This window comes from Embleya sp. NPDC020886, from assembly GCF_044333915.1.
In the GTDB taxonomy this organism is placed as follows: Bacteria; Actinomycetota; Actinomycetes; order Streptomycetales; family Streptomycetaceae; genus Embleya.
Map to the genome: position 1 here is coordinate 707,358 of NZ_JBIRRX010000002.1, position 16,894 is coordinate 724,251.

A 16,894-nucleotide genomic window follows, 5' to 3' on the forward strand; every position below is an offset into this window, starting at 1 on the left:
CCGCAGCGACCACCGGCGTCCGAGGGTTCGCGGCGACCGGGACGCGGAACGCGCGGCGGAGGCGGTCACAGCGGACCGAAGCGGTAACCGAATCCGCGGACCGTCTGCACGTAGCGGGGTCGGCGCGGGTCGTCCTCGACCTTTCCGCGCAGGCGCAGCACACACGCGTCGACCAACCGGGCGTCCCCGGCGTAGCTGTGCTCCCAGACACGTTCGAGGAGGAGGTCGCGGCTGTACACGCGCCCGGAGGAGGCGGACAGGTACAGCAGCAGTTTGAGTTCGGAGGGCGCGAGCGTGAGCTCGGTTCCGTTCTTGGACACGATGAGCGCGGCCCGGTCGATCGTCAGATCGCCGTACCGGTCGACCTGCGGCGCCTTCGGGTCCGCGATGGTGGCGTCCTCGGCGTCGGCGGGAACGGCGCGGCGCAGGGCCGCCTTGACGCGGGCGCCCAGGACCTCGCCGCCGGCCGGCTTGACGACGTAGTCGTCCGCGCCCGCCTCCAGGCCGACCACGACGTCGATGTCGTCGCCGCGAGCGGTGAGGATGATGATCGGGAGTTGGTGTCGCTCCCGGATCCGGCGGCACACCTCCAGGCCGTTCATGCCCGGCAACATCAGGTCCAGCAGGACGAGATCGGGGCGAAAGTCCTCCAGGGTGGCGAGTCCGGCCTCCCCGGTGGGCGCGACGGCGACCTCGTGGCCGCGCCGCCGAAGCGCGATACCGACGCCCCTTTGGACTGCGGGATCGTCTTCGATAAGCAATACGCGTGGCATGGTGGTGACAATTCCCTGCTGAGTCGTCACGGCGGATCATAAGGATTACGGGGGTTGTGTCCGGGCCGTCCGAAGACCGTGTGGTGCGGCAATGGACGGCAGGCTGCGGTGCCCTTCGACTTTACGACGGATTGCGGGGTGCCGGTCCCGTCCCGAACCGGTCGGCGGGCGGGTCGGCGCCTGTTTGCGCGGCTCAGGGCCTCGTTGACCACCGTATGGTCCCGGGATGACGGATCCGTGCGCGATATGTGACGAGACGATGACAGCCTCCGGTTTCGATATCCGAACGTGTTTGGCTCGGCGAGCAGTCGAACGAAGACCCGGGATATCGAGACAGGAATACCCATGACGATCGGTGGAATACGTCGCGGCGACATCGCGAGGGGCGCGGGTGCGGCAATGGCCCTCGTCGTGACCGCGGCCGCCCTCACGAGTTGCGGTGGCGGCTCCGACACATCGGCGAACCGACGCGTCGGCGGCACCCACCAGGCGGCCCGCCCGGTGCCGGGCGCCGCCGATGTCGAATCGCCGACCGGCCCGGGTCCGAAGGAGAGCGGCAAGGTCGATCCATCGATCTCGCGGCACTCGGAGGACGGCGGCAAGTCGGTCAACCTCACCCTCGACGACGGCCCGGACGGCGTGTGGACGCCCCGCTTCCTGGATCTGCTCGAAAAGCACAAGGCCAAGGCCGTGTTCTGCGTCCTGGGGCCCAACGCCAAGGCCAACCCCGAACTGCTGGGCAGGATCGTCGACGCCGGCCACCGCCTGTGCAACCACTCGGTGCATCACGACACCGGCATGGACAAGAAGCCCGTCGACTACCAGACGCAGGAGATCCTCGACGCCAAGAACATGATCGACCAGGCGTCCGGAGGCCGACGGATCTGGTACTACCGCGCACCCGGTGGCGCGTTCACCCCGGAAAGCCGCCGGGTCGCCGCCGATCACGGCATGCGTCCCCTCGGTTGGAACGTCGACCCGAGCGACTACCAGCGCCCCGGAGTCGACGCCATCGTCACCCGCGTCCAACAACAACTGACCAAGGGCCCCACCGTTTTGATGCACGACGGGGGCGGCAATCGCGAACAGTCCTTTCAGGCGCTCGAGAAGCTCCTGACGTGGTTCGACGAACAGGGTTACCGCTACAGCTTCCCGCAGGCGTGAACCTGCTTCGACGACCGACACGGCCCGCCCCGGCCCGCGACATGCGCGCCACGCCCCGGTGTGCCCGACCCCCCGGACCCAAGCGGCCGGCCGGTCAAGCGACCGGCCGGCCTCCTTGTGGAACTCTCAATATCCGGCCGTGAGTCGGGTGACATCCACGGAGGTCGCGCCGCTCTGCGGCTCCGGTATGCCCGCCCACAGGGCCGCCAGCGCGGCGAACGTGGCCACCAGGGCGACGGCGCCGGTCCGCCCATGCGCCCAACGGGCCCGAAAGCGGATCGGATCCTCGACCAGGAACTTGGAAAGTACGGCGGCGGCAACGGAAACGGCCACGACGACAGCCGTCCGCCCCCACCCCGAGAAGCCGAGGCGTTCCTCGTCCAGCAGCAGATAGACCGGCCAGTGCCACAGGTAGAGGCTGTACGAGATCAGACCGGTCCAGCGCAGCGCAGCGCCGCCCAGGACCCGGCCGACGGGGCTGCCCGGCGCCCGGGTGAGGCAGGAGATGAGGAGGGCGGCGGCCAGCGCGTGCAGGAACATTCCCCCCTGGAACAGTGAGGGGGAATCCTCGCCGTCGGCCAGGACCCAGTACCCGCCGATGCCGCACACCAGGGCCAACGAGAGCCACCCGGCCGGGCGCTCGCCCAGTCGGGCCACCGCGCGAGTGGCCGGTCCGGTGGCCATCACAGCGCCCAACAGCAGGGAGAAGGCACGAGTGTCGGTGCCTTCGTACACCCGGGTACTGTCGATCGGATCGGCGAGATGGAGCATCAGGGCCAGCGAGGCGAGAGCTCCCGTCGCCGCGACGACGGCGACGTTTCGGCCCGCGTTCCGGCCCCGGGCCACCAGAACCAGGAGCAGCGGCCAGAACAGATAGAACTGCTCCTCGACGGCGATGCTCCACAGATGGCTGAAGACGCGGGTGTCGCCGGAGTTCCAGTAGCCCATCCGGTCCGCGATGAAGTGCCAGTTGGCGAGGTTCGCCACCACCCACGGACCGTCGTCGAGCGCGTTGCGGATCAGCGCGGGCGAGCCGAAGGCCCACACCAGCAACGAGGTACCGGACACCATGGCGGCGAGCGCGGGCAGGAGGCGGCGCGCCCGCCGGCCCCAGAACGCGATGAGGTTGATGCGGCCGTTCCCGGCCGCCGCCTCCTTGAGCAGCAGTCCGGTGATCAGGAACCCGGACAGCACGAAGAACAGGTCGACGCCCAGGAAGCCGCCGCCGAAGTTTCCGGCGTGAAAGAGCAACACCGCCGCGACGGCCACACCGCGCAGACCGTCCAGCGGTCCGATGTGCGCTTTGACGGAGGTGAGCGGGCTCTTGGGCGTCGCGGACGGCGTGGGAACCCGCCGATGGATACGCCGAGGGGAAGTCTGCGCAGGCATGGGGTATTTCTCCGAAAGACGCGGGGCGGAACGAGCCCGGGCCCGTTCCGCCCCTCGATCGTGTTGGCCGGGGAGGCGAGCGCGTCGCCCGGGGTCGACTACTTGCAGCCGAGGCGTCCGTACACCTTGTCGCCGGTCCACGACCCGGTGGCCCAGCGGTCCACCGCCGCCGGTGCGAAGGAGTACTGCCTGCCGAGTTCCTTGCCCAGCCAGTTGGCGAACGCGGCCGAGCCCTGCTGACAGGAGTGGATGCCGTCGTTGCTCCGCTGCGCCTTGGCAGCGGCGCTGTCGGTGCCCCACAGGGCCGCAGCGTCGAGGAAGTGCACCTTGCCCGGGTGCTTGTCCGCCACCTCTTTGGCCGACTTCGGGGCGGACTTGATCTCGGCCTCGTGGCGCTTGTAGAAGTCGTCGATTCTGAACGGCGGCGCGGAGACGATGACGAGTTCGGCGCCCGCGTCGGTCACCGTCTTGACCAGTCGTTCGTAACTCGCTTGTTGTTCCGCCGCCTTGCCCCAATCGTAGGTCGTGATCTGGTAGACGACGACGTTCGGTTTGAAGGAGCCGAGTTCCTTCGGCAGTTCTTCCCAGGTGGATTGGGCCACCTCGCCGATGACACCGCCGCCGCCGGCCGCCGCCATCGACTTGAACTCCGTGCCGTTGGCCTTCATCGCCGCCCCGAGCGCGGGGGCTTCGACTTCGCCGATGGAGTCACCCATCCACAGCAGCTTGGCGAGCTTTGCGTTCTTGTTCCCGGCGCCGGACGGTTCCTGGCCGGCGCGGGCCGTGCCGGCGGGGGCGGAGGTCGAGGATACGGTCGAATCGGATCGGCCGTCGGCGGCCTCGCGTTGCTTGTCCGAGTCGTCGCAGGCGGTGAGTCCGAGGAGCCCCGTCGCGGTGACGAGGGCGATTCCCATGGTCAGCCGGACAGGGCGCCGACGGCGGGTGGAGGGGTTGGTTGCGCTGTTCATGCCGTTCAGTAGAGCCGCTGGAATCCCTCCCCGGAGGGGTCGTCATCGTTTCATCACATGCTGCGAGAGGAACAGTCATCCGCCATGTCCGGGGCCGACGCAGGCGGGCAACGGGGGCACGCCGCGGCCTCGGTCGGCAACTCCGGCGTGCCCTCCCGGGATTCGAGCTTCCGTGGGCCGTCGCGCGGTCCCGACCGTCACCGGGTTGCCGTCCGGCGCCGAGCGCGCCTTCGCCGCCGATGCCGACTTCGTCGGGTGCGATGCCGTCCTGCCGCTTCGCTCGACGCTGGTCGCCGCTGCGTCGATTCGGGTGAACTACCTTGCGGATCAGGCCAATACGACGAAGGGCATGACGGCGCCCGGGGGCGCGGAGGCCAACGGTGGCGGTCGGCCCGGAGTAGCCTGCGGGCATGACCGACGTGATCATCCTGCACGGTGCCTGGCATCAACCGGCTCACTACGATGACCTGGTCGGGCTGCTGCGCTCCCGAGATCTGAGTGTGGAAGTGCCCGACCTCCACGAGCTGTCGTTGGCCGACGGCACCGCCCTGGTCGAGGACATCGTCACCGCCTCCGAACAGCCTCCGCTGGTGGTCGGGCACTCCTTCGGAGGTGTGACCGCCGGAACGGTACGCGGCGCGGCGGGACTGATCTTCCTGGCCGGTTGGCTTCTCGATGTCGGTGAGTCACCCGCGCAACTCCTGGAGGAAGTCGCGAAGGAAACCGGTGCCCCCGTCGAAGGGCTGCTCGCCACCCTCGACGACAACGGGCGGCTTCGACTCGATCCCGAGGATGCTCGAAAGAACCTCTACGGTGACGTCGACGAAGCGGCGGCCACCCGCGCGATCGAGCTGCTGCGTCCGGAACCGCCCTCGATCTTCGGAGCCACACCCAGCCACGTGAGCTGGCGCGACACACCCTCGCTCTATGTCGCCGCCCGCGACGACCGTGCCATCGCGGCTCCACTGGTCGGGCGCTTCGCGGCCCGTTGCTCGGCCTCGGAGACATGGGAGACCAGTCACTCGCCCCACCTGAGCCGAACCGCGGCTGTCGCCGATCTCATCCACCGCCGGCGACGAAACGCGAGTGGTTGACCAACCCGCGCGTCCGTGCGCATTGGCACATCCGGGAACCGGCGGCCATCGGGCCGACTTCCTCGGCTCGTGGCCCGCTCGGTCCATGCTCGACCTCGCGCACGGTGATCGCGTACACCGCGGCGGGATCGACCTTCGCCGCACGGCGCTGCGCCGCCCGGGCGGCGGGGATGGACACACCCGACACGGCGCGACCCCGCCGGGAAGCGATGGCGGGGTCGCGTCGCGCTTTCGTCTCGCCGGCGGGCACCTGCCGCGCCCATGCGGCACGGCAGACCGGTGGCCTACGCCGGATCGCACGGACCGCCGGCCGGCGGCGCTACCGCATGCACCCCTCGTAGACCAGCTGCGCGTACTCCTCGGCCAGTCCCTCGCCCCATCCCTCGCCCAGAGCGTAGTGGTAGGCCGCGATGGCCTGGGACATACAGGTACGAATGGCGACCACTGCCGACCCGGAGTCGGCCGACGGAATCGAGGTCGGTAGCCGGGGCGGTGGTGCGGGCGGGCGGCGTGCTCAGGTGAGGAGCTCGGTGAGTCGGGCCATTTCGGTGGGCGGGTCGACCACCGGTTGGATGAGGAGTTCGTCGACGCCTGCCTGTTCCAGGGCAGTGATGCGGGTGAGGACATCGTCGCGTGTGCCGACCAGGGCCAGGATGTCCATCAGCGAGGGTAGAACCAGGTCCCGGTCCTGCGGCGCGATGCGCCCGAGGTAGTTGGGGTAGAGCTTGGTGTACCGGTCCGGCGCGGCGGCGGTGGTGCCACGCCGGACCAGGAGTTCACGAACCGCCTCGCGTTCATCGGGGCCGAGTTGCTCTGCGAAGGCGGGCGCGTCCGCGGCGTAGTTCAGAAACGACAGGACGAGGTGACCTGTCGCATCCCGAGCCGCGTCGCCGTGCGGATCCTCGTTCTCGTGCAACAGGTGGAGCGAGGTGACCACGTAGGAGTTCACGGGGGAGTCGGGGTCGCGGGACGTGCCGTGAACGGCTAGGCGGCGGGCGTCCTGGAGTGCGCGCCAGGCGGTCGGTTCGAGCAGGCCGAAGGAGATCAGGCCGGTACCGCGGCGGCCGGCGACGGCAGCGGCCTTGGATCCGAGCGCGGCCACGACGAACTCGATGGGATCGGTAGTGTTCACGTGCGCCCCGGCGTGGAGGAACCGGATGTCGCGGACCCGGTCACCTTCGCGGTACTCGGTCGAACGCCCGGCACACAGATCCTGCAACCCCGCGGTGAATCCCTCCAGCGCGGACGTCGTGGTCGGCGGCATGCCCAAGGTGCGACGGGCGGTGTTCCCGGTGCCCACCCCGCAGATGATCCGGCCCGGCGCCAAGGCGTTGAGACCGGCGATCCCGCTCGCGGCGGCCGGGGCCGAGCGCAGCGCCGGTGAGGTCACGCCGATACCCAGCTTGATGCGCCGAGTGGCCTTCGCACACAGGCTCAAGGCGACGAAGGGGTCACCGTGGACCATCGGGGTGTCGTTCACCCAGAAGCTGTGCAGGCCCAATTCCTCGGCCCGCACGGCGAGATCCTCCACACCGGGGCGAGCGGCAACCACGACACCTGCACGCATCAAGCCTCCAAGCCACGAGAACCGACCCGAACATGCTCATACTGGCAGGTCCCAGGTTTGCGCGAGATGCGAGCGGGAGCGTCTTTCGTGTCGGGCCGGCCGAGGCCAGGGTTTTGACGCAGCGAGTCACCCACGAGGAGCCGGCCTGCGTTTCGTCGCCGGCGATATCGTGCTTCGGAGCGTGTGCCTGGCCTCGGCCGCGTTCCAGTTCTCCTTCGCCGCCATGATGACCCCGTCTATCTGCTCTTCCTGCCGCGGGAACTGCACCTGCCGGGCACCGTCGTCGGGTTGGCGCTCGCGGCGGCGGGACCGGGTGTGCTCCTGGGCTCGCTGTCGGCCGCCCGCCTGCCGAGCCGGTTCCGCCATGGCCCGGTGCTCGTGGCCGCGGCGGCACTCGGCGACGGCGCGTTCCTGTGCGTGCCTGCGCTGCACGGCTCCTCTGCGGTGACGGTTCCCGCGCTCCTTGCGGCCGGCTTCGTGTTCGGGATGGGCGGACAGTTGGTGAATGTCACGGTCATGGCGGTGCGGCAGGCCGTCACTGAGACTGCCGTCGAGTCAGTACTTCGGCACAGATGCGGGTCAGGTGCCCGCCCTGATTCACGAGGCGTACACGGTCGCGGTCGGGCCGGCGAGCCGCTGCCGACTCGCCGCCGCGCTCGCGCGGGCGTGGGCCTACGGAGGCGAGGCCCGGCGAGCGGTGGCATTCGCCCGGGAAGCGGTCACGATCGCCGACCACCTGGGTGACCCCGAGATCGTCGCCGACGCCCTCGACGCCGCGCTGCTCGCTCGCGCGGCTGCTGCGCGACACCATTCACACCGGAGCGTCCTGTCGCTACGACCCGGACCCCGCTCGGCCGGTGACCTGGCTGCTCGACAGCCCGACAACCGAAGAGTGATTCCCGACCGTGGCAGAGGCCCGGGTCGCCCGACCTTCGCTCGCCCGCGTGTGGTCAGGGCGCTTTCGGGCCGTCGACCGTGTGCGGTAGGTCCAGGCCGGCCAGTACGGCGTCGGCGCGATGGCGCCAGGTGTACCGGTCCAGGACCTGCCGTCGGGCCTCCGCGCCCAGGGCTCGGCGCAACCCCCGATCGGCGATCAACTCCCGGACGGCGTGGGCCCATGCGGCCGGGTCATCGGGTGGTCGGATCAAGGAGTTGACCCGATCGGTCAACACCTCGTGCAGGACCGGGAGGTCGGACGCGACGATCGCCCGGCCGTAGGACATGTACTCGAACAGCTTCATCGGGGACGTCCATCGACCGGTCTCCGCGAGCCTGCCCGTCACGTACACCTTCTCCTCGTACGGCGCCAACACGACGTCGAAGAGCGGGTAGTAGCCGGGCAGCGCGGCCGGCGGCCGATGGCCGTGGAAGTACACGTTGCCCGGGGTGCCGGGCCGTTCCCAGCGCTCTCGGTCCTCGGGTGTGCCGCCGACCAGGTGGAAGTCCAGGTCCGGGAGTCGGTGGGCGAGGTCGAGGATCAGGCCGATGCCGCGGCCGTCGTAGAGGTGGCCCACGTAGCCGACCCGGGGCACGTCCCGGCGGCCGGGCAACCGCACGACCTCCGTGGGCGGTTGGGGCGGGTCGGCGCAATCGGGGCTGATCAGGATCGGAAGCGGAGCCGGGTCCGCGTACTTGGCCCGCAGGTCGCGGGCGAGCGCGTGGGTGATCACCACGACCCGGGCGAGCCGGGGCCGGGCGAGCAGGTGCCGTTCGGTTTCGGGCGGGGACAGGTCCTCGCGCAGTTGGTGGACCTCGTACACGAACGGTGCCAGATCGGCGGCGGCGGCGAGGCTGTAGGGATCCCGGCCGTAGATCAGGTCGGGGACGCCGTCCTCGACCAGCAGTTCGCGGACGCGTTCGGCGCGGTGCCGGTATCCCGCGGGGGTGTATTCGGGGACCGGCACGGTGTGGATCGGGAATCGATGCCTGACCCCGTAGTAGGCGTACACGTCGTCGACCGGATGGGTGCCGGGCGCGGCGTACAGGCGAATTTGGTGCCCGGCCGAGGCGAACGCGTCGCACATGCGCATGACATGGACGTTGTTGGCCCAGAGCGAGGGGATGCTGCCGCCGTGCAGGTAGGCGATGCGCATGTCCGATCGGCCCTTCGTCGAGGGGTGGGGCTCGGATGCGCGCGGAGACGGCGACGCCGGCTCATCATCACTCGTGATCACCCGAGTGCCAAGAGTGACGCGTGGGGGAGGGTGATAACCGGTCGGGGTCGAGCGAAGCGGGAAGGGGCGGTGTGGTCACGGGCGTACGACGGGTGCGGCCGGGTGATCACAGGCGTGCCAAGGGCGAGTGGGCGGTGTCCGTCCGATGGAGTAGGCGTGGCACGGGTCCCGGCACAACGTCCGGATCCGGGTGCCGCGGTGGTCTTCGCGAGGGTGGGGCTGATAGGCAGTGGCGCCGCATGCGTCGGCGCCGGCCGGTGGTGGTGGGCCGGATCGAACGACCTGTGGGAGGCGTATGTCCGACACGTTCGACGGCACCGGATCCTCCGATGATGCCGCCGATACCCGACCGCGCGTCGACGGCTATCCCGCCCGGGCGGGTGTGCGGGCCGGCGACACCCTCCGGCTGCATGTCTCGACCCGGGTCCGCAGGTTCCGAGCGGACTTCTACCGCTGCGGCGTGGGGCTGCGATACATGGGTCGGTTGGCGGGCGAGGGCCGCTTCGCGCCCGACGGTCGACCCGAAGGGGACTGGCGTTGGCCCGCGTACGACTTCCCCGTTCCCGGCGACTGGCCCTCGGGCGTGTACCTCGCCGTGCTCCACGCCGCGGCCGACACGCCGCCGTACCCCGCGTTCGATCGGGCCGAAACACTGGACGCGCGCCACGCGCGGATCCTGTTCGTGGTCACCCCGCGCGGCCCCACCAGGGCACGCATCCTGTACAAGGTCCCGCTGTTCACCTACCACGCCTACAACGAGAGCGGCGGTGGCAGCCTGTATCGATCGCGATTCGACGACGGCGTCGCACCGCCCGGCGGAACCAGGTCCGTCGGCCTGCGTCGGCCCGGCGGGGGAATCGGCGGCCCGGTCAAGGGGCACCCCGACGCGCACGACCCGCGTACCCCGCGTCAGACGTTCGCACACTGGGACGCCCCGTTCATCGCGTGGCTCGAAGGCGCCGGCTTCGCGGTCGACTACTGCACCGACCTCGACCTGCACGAGTCGTACCGACCCCTGGACGGATACCGCCTGTTGTTGTCCGTCGGCCACGACGAGTACTGGAGCGCCGCCACCCGCCGACACGTCACCGCCTTTCGCGACCGAGGCGGCAACATCGCCTTCTTCGGCGCCAACACCTGCTGGTGGCGGGTCACGGTCGGCGCCGGCGGCAGCGTCCTGCGCTGCGCCAAGTACCCGCCGGGCGTCCCCGTGCACGCCGACGTGGACGGGCTGCGCCAAGTCCCCGGCCACTGGTGGGAGATCGCACCGGAGAACACCCTCACGGGCGTCAGCTACCGCAACGCGGGCGGCCACTGGAGCGGGCGCCGGACCGGCCTGGGCCTGACCGTTCGCCACGCCGACCACCCGCTGTTCGCCGGCACCGGACTGCGCGACGGCGACGTTCTCGGCGCCGAACACGCCCTGGTCGGCTACGAATGCGACGGAGCCGCGCTGAGTCGGGGCCCGGACGGCACACTTGCGCCGACGGGGGAGGACCGGAGTCCGGCGGGGTTCACGATCCTGGGCGTCGCCGAACTCCCCACCGACCCGAACTCCGGTTGGTACCACCCGATTCGCGAACGGGAGACCGGAATCCGAGCCGCGACCATGGGTCTGTACACACACGGCGGCACGGTCTTCACCGCCGCCACGACCGACTGGGCGCGGGTCCTGCCCCTGGACGAACGGGTGCGTACCGTGACGCGCAACGTGGTGACGCTGCTGTCGGCCCGGTGATTTCGAGAAACGACGTCGTGACGCCCGCCCACTCGTTCGCGCCGCCGCCCGCGCGGTTGTGCCGCGCCGCGCGGGAGGGCGGTCCGACGTTTCCGGCCAATTTTCCGGCGGTTCGATCGAGCGAGCGGGCCGGATACCGCGTTGACGGGGTTCGGCTCCGGTATTACCGGCCCCGGGTCCGATCGGCGAACTCGCTGCTGGGCGTACTTTCCCGGGTTCGGCCTTCTCGGCTCGGCCCGATGCACGCAAGGCGGATTCCGGCTGAACCGACTCCGCTCACCACGGAACGCGACACCTTCACGACTTCTTGTATTCGCCGCCGTCGGGACCCAGCATGACGATCCCGGCCTTTGCCGCCGACGGCGGGGAGCCGGCAACCGAAGGGAGTCCGATATGCAGGACGACATCGAACTGATCTCGGAAGAGGAACTGCCGGAACTGGCCCTGATGATCGACGTGCCGAGCTGAGGCGGACCGACCGACACGCGGCGGATCGGCGATCGCCGGTCCGCCGCTCCCGCACCGGGATCACGGGAAGGCAGTCACGATGCGCGTGGAACCAGATGCCGGGCAAAGCGTGAGAGAACGCGCGGTGTTGGCGCGGATGACCCGCTCCGTCCTGGCCCGAGCCGACCTCGTGGCGACCCCTCACGAGGCGACCCACCCCGCCGTCGTCGAGACCGCCCACCTCGCCCAGCGCGTGCTGCACAAGGACCCACCGGACGCGCAGCGCCTCGCCGCCCTCGGCCGGCTGCTCGATCACGCCAGAGCCGACATCGCCGATCCACCCGCCGAACTCCCCTGGCCGGTGGACCTGGTCGCCCCGCGCGCACATCTGGACCGCAGCGTCGCCCGAGCCCTGAAGGCGATCCCGAAGCCGAAAGGACACGAAGACGGGGACGGCGCGGAACCCGCACGCACCTCGACCACGGTCGCCTGGCGGGCGCAGGACACCGAGACATGGCACGCGACGACCGTGCTCCTCGCCGCCGCCTGGCCCGAGGCGAACGCCGAACTCCGAGAAATCCTGGTCCAGATCGCCCTGTTGCACGGGGCGGCCATCGACGGATTCACCGACTTCTCGGTACACGGCGCGGTGTTCGTGCGCCGCGACCGCCTGGAGCCGGGCGCCGACGGCCTGCCGGGCCCGGTCCGCTTGGCCGAAGCGCTCGTGCACGAGGGAACGCACACCCGCTGCAACGCGGCGTCGGTCGCCGACGAGCCCTTCCTGCGTCCGGCCGAGGGCGACGGCCCGCTGGTGGCCACCCCGCTGCGCGCCGACCCGCGACCGCTCACCGGCCTGTTCCAGCAGGCGGTGGTGCTGGCCAGGAGCGTGCTGCTGTACCGACGCGTCCTGGACACCGGCACCGGCGTGGGCGGGAACGCGGGCACCGGTGCGGGCGGCACGCGCGCCACGGCCGCGATCCGGGCCCGCCTGGAGCAACTGGAGCGATCCGCGACCCAGGCCGCGGGCACCCTGGTCGAGCATCGGCACGCGCTGACCGATCACGGCCTCGCCGTGCTGGACCAGGTCGCCCCGGTCGTCGAGGCGACTCGGGTGCGTGGGTGATGCCCGGGTCGGCGTGGGATCCCCAGGTGTTCAGCCCCTACGACAGCGACCCGGACACGGTGTTCGCGCGGATCGCGGCGCGCTCGCCGCACTTCGACGCCGTCGACGCCTCCGGCGGCCGACCGATCCTGGTCGGCAGCGCGGCGGGGCACGACCGCGAGCGCGTCGCCGCGAGCGCGCGCGGCGAACTCCTGGAACGTGTCGGCAACATCCTGGCCGGCCGCGCCGCCGAAGCGGACGCGAGCATGATCGGGACGTACGCGGAACTGTGTCGCAAGGGTGTCCCGGCGCTCGACCCGGCCGGCGACGACCCGGCACCAGCGCGGCCGCCGCACTCCGCACCGACCGCCCGGGAGACCCGGCGACTCTGGGTCCGGGGACACCGGTTCGACAGCGGCGAGGAAACCTACCTGCCCGCCGATGCCGTCTTCCTCCACCACCGGCCGCCGACCGGCTGCGACCCGGGGCCGCGTGCGGGCTCGACCGGGGTCGCCTCGCATCCCGACCCGACGTCGGCCGCCGAACACGCCGCCTGGGAAGTGCTCGAACGCGACCTGGTGCGGCGTAGCTGGTACGGCCTCGACCCACCACCCGTGCGGCTCCTTCCGGCCGGACCGCCGGAGCCCCTGGCGAAGCTGCTGCCCGAACTCGGCGTGCTCGCCACCACCCTCGACCTCGCAGCCCCCGACGGCGCCCGCTGCGTGGTCGTCTGCCTGCACGCCCCCGACGGCACCCGCCAGTCCTTCGGCGCCCGCTGCGGCCCCGAGGCGGATCTGCCGACGCTGATCGAGAAGGCGGCCTACGAGGCCCTGATGGTGCGCTGGAGCATGGACACGGCGGTGGCCCGGGCCACCTGGGAACGGTGGCGGGGCGGCAGCCCTCCGGAAACGGCCGTGCAACACGCCCTGTGGGCCTATCACGTACAGGACAGCCTGAGTTCGTGGACCACGCGGTCGACGCGGCAGAACGTGCCGCCCTCCGAGGCGGGACCGTTCGAGGAGGGCACGGCACATCCACCGGGCTCGACGCCGTCCGTCGTGCCCTCCGGCCTCGACGCCCTGTCCGCGCACACGGGCCGCGAGATCGTCCTTGTGGACACCACCGCGGGCCCGGCCCACGCGCTCGGCGCGACGGTGATCCGGGTCGTCGCCCCCGGGGCCGCCGGGCTTCCCGCCGGGCCGGACGACGCGCACCGGCGCACAGCGACGACCCCACGCGGACCCCACCCCTTCGGTTGACCGACCGAGCGCAGCGACCGAAAGCGGACCCGGAACACCGCCCCGGCCCCGGATCGGATCGGCGGCCGGACCCACCCGAACGCCGAAGTGCCCCGGCAGCGGGGCCGTCACGCGTTGAGGAGCCAATGTGCCAAGGACCCACAACACCACGCGCCGAACCACATCCATACGCCCCGCCACGCCCGCCACCCCCCGCGAGTCACCCGCGCACCCGTACTATGCCGACGCTCACGCGGCCGACTACGACCGCTGGTTCGGCAAACCGGGAATCACCGACGCCACCGTGGACACCCTCGCCGCGCTCGCCGGCCCCGGCCCCGTGCTGGAACTGGGCGTAGGCACCGGCCGCATCGCACTGCCCCTGGCCGCACGCGGCATCCGCGTCCACGGCGTCGACGCCTCGGAGCCGATGATCCGCCGGCTGCGCGGCAAACCCGGCGGCGAGGACATCCCCATCACCGTCGGCGACTTCGCCACCGTCCCGGTCCCCGGCACCTTCTCGCTGATCTACCTCGCCGGCGGCACCTTCTTCGAACTCCCCGACGGCGCCGCCCGACAACGCTGCCTCACCGCCGCCGCGACCCACCTCGAACCGGGCGGCCTCCTCGTCTTCGACGCGCACCTCCCGGAAGCCCTGGCGGTCGCCGCAGCCTCCGGCATCCCCGAAGTCGTCGCCGAAACCGACGAACACCTCATCCTGTGCCACCGCCGGATCGACCCTGCCACCCAGACCTACCGATCCCACTACCTCATCCACGAAGCCGACCGCACCCGGCACCTGCGCATCTCGTTCCACTACGCGTCGCCCGGCGAACTCGACCTGACGGCCCGGCAATCCGGCCTGCGCCTCAAGCACCGCCGGGGCACCTGGTCCGGCGACCCCTTCACACAGGCCAGCACCTACCACGTCTCCGCCTACGAACGGGACACCGAGGAGACGCCGTGACGGAGCCCGGCACCGACCCCCGAAACACGAGCACAGGTCAACAAACCCAACCCTTCACCCCGAACCCGAACCCGAACCCGAACCGACCATCCATCGAACCCGGGCCACCCACCTGCCCGTTCCCGTTCCCGCACCAAGACGGCCTCGGCCCCATCCCCGAGTTCGCCGCGCTGCGCCGCGACAACCCCTGCGCCCGCATCCGACTGCCCAGCGGCGACCCCGCGTGGCTGGTCACCCGCTACGCGGACGTACGCACCGTCCTGGGCGACCCCCGCTTCAGCCGCACCCGCGCCACCCGCAGCCCGGGCCCCAGGATGGCCGCCGTCCCCACCCTGCCGGACTCGATCCTGGCCGCCGACCCGCCGGAGCACACCCGGCTGCGCAAACTCGTCGCCGCCGCCTTCACCGCCCGCCGCGCCGAGGCGATGCGCCACGACATCGCCGGCCTGGTCGCCGACCTCCTCGACGCCCTCACCGACCATGGCCCCCCGGCCGACCTCGTCCCACTCCTGTGCCGCCCCCTGCCTCTCGCCGTCATCTGCGACCTGCTCGGCACCCCACGCGAGCACGGCGACCGCCTCGACACCTGGTGCGACGCGCTGCGCAGCCTCACCGCGATACCCGACACCGCCGTCACCGACGCGGTCATCGAGATGACCGGCTACATGACCACCCTGATCGCGGCCAAACGCAACCACCCGGCCGACGACATGCTCAGCGCCCTGATCGCCGCACGCGACCACGAGGAGCGCCTCACCGAGGACGAACTGATCTCCTTCTGCGTCGTCCTCCTGGCCGGCGGCTACGGCACCACCGCCGACCGCCTGGCCGGCCTGATCCACCTCCTCCTCGACACCCCGACCCACTACCACCGGCTGCGCGACCGGCCGGAAATGGTGCCCACGGCCGTCGAGGAACTCCTGCGCTACGCCCAGACCAACGTCCAGGCCAACCTGCGCGTGGCCACCGAACCCATGACCCTCGCCGGCGTCCGCATCGCCGGAGGCGAAGCCGTGATGGCCGTCAACTCCGCGGCCAACCACGACGATTCCGTGTTCCCCGACCCCGAGGACCTGGACCTGACCCGAACTCCCAACCCCCACCTCGCCTTCGGCCACGGTGTCCACCACTGCGTCGGCGCCCAGTTGGCCAGGGCACAACTCCAGGAAGCCGTGACCGCCCTGCTCCACCGTTTCCCGACACTGCGTCAAGCCGGCCCACCCACCTGGAAATCCGGCCTCAAAACCAGAGCCCCCCGCACACTGCCGATCACCTGGTAGCCCGATGCCCGAGCCCAACGCCGAATCCAACGCCGAGCCCAACGCCGAATCCGACGCCGACCCCGACCCCGAGAGCAACGCCGAACAACCGCCACCGGCCCGCCCCCGCGTAGACCTCTCGCGATGCATCGCCTCCGGCATCTGCACCGCCACGGCCCCGAACCACTTCACGCGATCCCCGGATGGCAAAGCCCATCCCCACCCCGACGCGCCTCCGTGGAACACCGAAGCGCAAGACGCCGCATCACTTTGCCCCATGGAAGCGATCCACCTCCCGCCACGACCCGGATCGCATACCCCCGAATGAAAGGGCCGCGACCCGCGACATCCAGCCGGCGCGGTGCGTCGGTGGAACCGCCGTCCGATACCTCCGCCGTATACGGATCCGGCGGGTATCGGATCGGGTTCGTCGTAAGCCGGTGAACGACACCTTGCGCACGTCCGGGTGGCGGACGAGGTGCGCGCCGACCGTCTCGCCGGGACCGGTGATCACATGGAACGCATCGGCCGGGAGCCCGGCATCACGCAGGATCGCGGCCAACTCCAGCGCCGCGATGGGCGTCTTCTCGTCGACCTTGAGCACCACGCTGTTGCCGGCCGCGAGCGCCGGTGGCCTGCGACAGACGCAGCGGGAAACCGCACTCGCGGGCACCGATCCCGGTGAACTCCTCCATGCGCGCGCCGATCACGCCGATCACGCCGATCACCCGGTCCAGGACCGCCGTCCGAGCCGCTGCCGGCGCTGCCGGCGACCCGCCTGCGGCACGCACGGCGGAGGACGGCGCTGACGTCGACGCCCGGCGGGAGAGTTGTTGCCGCTTGGAGTCGCCACGCGCCATGGGTGCCCCGTTCGCCTGTGCTCGGGGTCGAGGAGTTGGGGGGGGGGGGGGGGGCCCCCCCCACACCCCCCCCCCCCGGGGGGGGGCCCGGGCGGCCCTGGATTCCAGGGGGCCGGCGTAGAGAACCCACAAGTCCCCCCGGTGGGGCGGGGCG

Annotated in this window: 15 protein-coding genes and 1 pseudogene; 10 read left to right on the forward strand and 6 right to left on the reverse strand. The window is 71.1% G+C overall.

Features of this window, described 5'->3' with window-relative positions; all coding sequences use genetic code 11:
• Window positions 1-65: 65 nt before the first annotated feature.
• Window positions 66-773 (reverse strand): response regulator, encoded by a 708-nt coding sequence (locus tag ACH4U8_RS09870; protein WP_395777004.1) that lies wholly within the window; start codon window positions 771-773, stop codon window positions 66-68.
• 399 nt (window positions 774-1,172) lie between these two features.
• On the opposite strand from ACH4U8_RS09870, the gene ACH4U8_RS09875 reads away from it, so the two are divergent.
• Window positions 1,173-1,937: a polysaccharide deacetylase family protein gene (locus ACH4U8_RS09875; protein WP_395776648.1), complete on the forward strand. Its 765-nt coding sequence runs from the start codon at window positions 1,173-1,175 to the stop codon at window positions 1,935-1,937.
• 126 nt (window positions 1,938-2,063) lie between these two features.
• Here the strand turns inward: ACH4U8_RS09875 and ACH4U8_RS09880 are convergent, their stop codons facing one another.
• Window positions 2,064-3,326, reverse strand: a complete 1,263-nt coding sequence (locus tag ACH4U8_RS09880; protein WP_395776650.1) for an acyltransferase family protein — start codon at window positions 3,324-3,326, stop codon at window positions 2,064-2,066.
• A gap of 98 nt (window positions 3,327-3,424) precedes the next feature.
• Window positions 3,425-4,294, reverse strand: a complete 870-nt coding sequence (locus ACH4U8_RS09885) for an SGNH/GDSL hydrolase family protein (RefSeq protein WP_395776652.1) — start codon at window positions 4,292-4,294, stop codon at window positions 3,425-3,427.
• Window positions 4,295-4,704: 410 nt separating this feature from the next.
• Between ACH4U8_RS09885 and ACH4U8_RS09890 the strand changes: the two genes are divergently transcribed.
• Window positions 4,705-5,388 carry an alpha/beta fold hydrolase gene (locus tag ACH4U8_RS09890; protein WP_395776654.1) on the forward strand — a complete coding sequence of 228 codons (684 nt, stop codon included), beginning with the start codon at window positions 4,705-4,707 and terminating at the stop codon, window positions 5,386-5,388.
• 514 nt (window positions 5,389-5,902) lie between these two features.
• Here the strand turns inward: ACH4U8_RS09890 and ACH4U8_RS09895 are convergent.
• Window positions 5,903-6,955 carry an LLM class flavin-dependent oxidoreductase gene (locus tag ACH4U8_RS09895; RefSeq protein WP_395776656.1) on the reverse strand — a complete coding sequence of 351 codons (1,053 nt, stop codon included), beginning with the start codon at window positions 6,953-6,955 and terminating at the stop codon, window positions 5,903-5,905.
• Window positions 6,956-7,097: 142 nt separating this feature from the next.
• On the opposite strand from ACH4U8_RS09895, the pseudogene ACH4U8_RS09900 reads away from it, so the two are divergent.
• Together ACH4U8_RS09900 and ACH4U8_RS09905 are read left to right on the forward strand one after the other, a co-directional pair.
• A pseudogene (locus ACH4U8_RS09900) lies at window positions 7,098-7,510 on the forward strand (MFS transporter); the annotation flags it as partial.
• Window positions 7,511-7,695: 185 nt separating this feature from the next.
• Window positions 7,696-7,851, forward strand: coding sequence for a hypothetical protein (locus ACH4U8_RS09905; RefSeq protein WP_395776658.1), 156 nt, complete (start codon window positions 7,696-7,698; stop codon window positions 7,849-7,851).
• A gap of 54 nt (window positions 7,852-7,905) precedes the next feature.
• On the opposite strand, the gene ACH4U8_RS09910 is transcribed toward ACH4U8_RS09905, so the two are convergent.
• The gene (locus tag ACH4U8_RS09910; RefSeq protein WP_360316221.1) at window positions 7,906-9,048 is read right to left on the reverse strand and encodes a glycosyltransferase family 4 protein; all 1,143 of its coding nucleotides are present in this window, start codon (window positions 9,046-9,048) and stop codon (window positions 7,906-7,908) included.
• A 376-nt stretch (window positions 9,049-9,424) separates the two neighbouring features.
• Between ACH4U8_RS09910 and ACH4U8_RS09915 the strand changes: the two genes are divergently transcribed.
• The 6 genes from ACH4U8_RS09915 (at window position 9,425) to ACH4U8_RS09940 (ending at window position 16,208) form a co-directional block, all read left to right on the forward strand.
• Window positions 9,425-10,867: a N,N-dimethylformamidase beta subunit family domain-containing protein gene (locus tag ACH4U8_RS09915; protein ID WP_395776660.1), complete on the forward strand. Its 1,443-nt coding sequence runs from the start codon at window positions 9,425-9,427 to the stop codon at window positions 10,865-10,867.
• A 604-nt stretch (window positions 10,868-11,471) separates the two neighbouring features.
• The gene (locus ACH4U8_RS09920; protein WP_395776662.1) at window positions 11,472-12,437 is read left to right on the forward strand and encodes an aKG-HExxH-type peptide beta-hydroxylase; all 966 of its coding nucleotides are present in this window, start codon (window positions 11,472-11,474) and stop codon (window positions 12,435-12,437) included.
• 26 nt (window positions 12,438-12,463) lie between these two features.
• Window positions 12,464-13,675 carry a YcaO-like family protein gene (locus ACH4U8_RS09925; RefSeq protein ID WP_395776664.1) on the forward strand — a complete coding sequence of 404 codons (1,212 nt, stop codon included), beginning with the start codon at window positions 12,464-12,466 and terminating at the stop codon, window positions 13,673-13,675.
• Between the two features lie 127 nt (window positions 13,676-13,802).
• Complete coding sequence (locus tag ACH4U8_RS09930) at window positions 13,803-14,621, forward strand: class I SAM-dependent DNA methyltransferase (RefSeq protein ID WP_395776666.1); 819 nt, start codon at window positions 13,803-13,805, stop codon at window positions 14,619-14,621.
• On the forward strand, window positions 14,618-15,901 hold the full coding sequence (locus ACH4U8_RS09935; protein ID WP_395776668.1) for a cytochrome P450: 1,284 nt from the start codon (window positions 14,618-14,620) through the stop codon (window positions 15,899-15,901). The genes ACH4U8_RS09930 and ACH4U8_RS09935 overlap by 4 nt, the downstream gene beginning before the upstream one ends.
• Window positions 15,902-15,905: 4 nt before the next feature.
• On the forward strand, window positions 15,906-16,208 hold the full coding sequence (locus tag ACH4U8_RS09940; RefSeq protein WP_395776670.1) for a ferredoxin: 303 nt from the start codon (window positions 15,906-15,908) through the stop codon (window positions 16,206-16,208).
• On the opposite strand, the gene ACH4U8_RS09945 is transcribed toward ACH4U8_RS09940, so the two are convergent.
• On the reverse strand, window positions 16,146-16,553 hold the full coding sequence (locus ACH4U8_RS09945) for an aldehyde dehydrogenase family protein (protein ID WP_395776672.1): 408 nt from the start codon (window positions 16,551-16,553) through the stop codon (window positions 16,146-16,148). The two genes, ACH4U8_RS09940 and ACH4U8_RS09945, sit on opposite strands and share 63 nt — an antisense overlap.
• Window positions 16,554-16,894: the final 341 nt, after the last annotated feature.

Coding starts and splice junctions, on each gene's coding strand:
- ACH4U8_RS09870 (WP_395777004.1), bottom strand. CDS start 773: ATGCCACGCGTATTGCTTATCGAAGACGATCCCGCAGTCCAAAGGGGC.
- ACH4U8_RS09875 (WP_395776648.1), top strand. CDS start 1,173: ATGGCCCTCGTCGTGACCGCGGCCGCCCTCACGAGTTGCGGTGGCGGC.
- ACH4U8_RS09880 (WP_395776650.1), bottom strand. CDS start 3,326: ATGCCTGCGCAGACTTCCCCTCGGCGTATCCATCGGCGGGTTCCCACG.
- ACH4U8_RS09885 (WP_395776652.1), bottom strand. CDS start 4,294: ATGAACAGCGCAACCAACCCCTCCACCCGCCGTCGGCGCCCTGTCCGG.
- ACH4U8_RS09890 (WP_395776654.1), top strand. CDS start 4,705: ATGACCGACGTGATCATCCTGCACGGTGCCTGGCATCAACCGGCTCAC.
- ACH4U8_RS09895 (WP_395776656.1), bottom strand. CDS start 6,955: ATGCGTGCAGGTGTCGTGGTTGCCGCTCGCCCCGGTGTGGAGGATCTC.
- ACH4U8_RS09910 (WP_360316221.1), bottom strand. CDS start 9,048: ATGCGCATCGCCTACCTGCACGGCGGCAGCATCCCCTCGCTCTGGGCC.
- ACH4U8_RS09915 (WP_395776660.1), top strand. CDS start 9,425: ATGTCCGACACGTTCGACGGCACCGGATCCTCCGATGATGCCGCCGAT.
- ACH4U8_RS09920 (WP_395776662.1), top strand. CDS start 11,472: ATGACCCGCTCCGTCCTGGCCCGAGCCGACCTCGTGGCGACCCCTCAC.
- ACH4U8_RS09940 (WP_395776670.1), top strand. CDS start 15,906: ATGCCCGAGCCCAACGCCGAATCCAACGCCGAGCCCAACGCCGAATCC.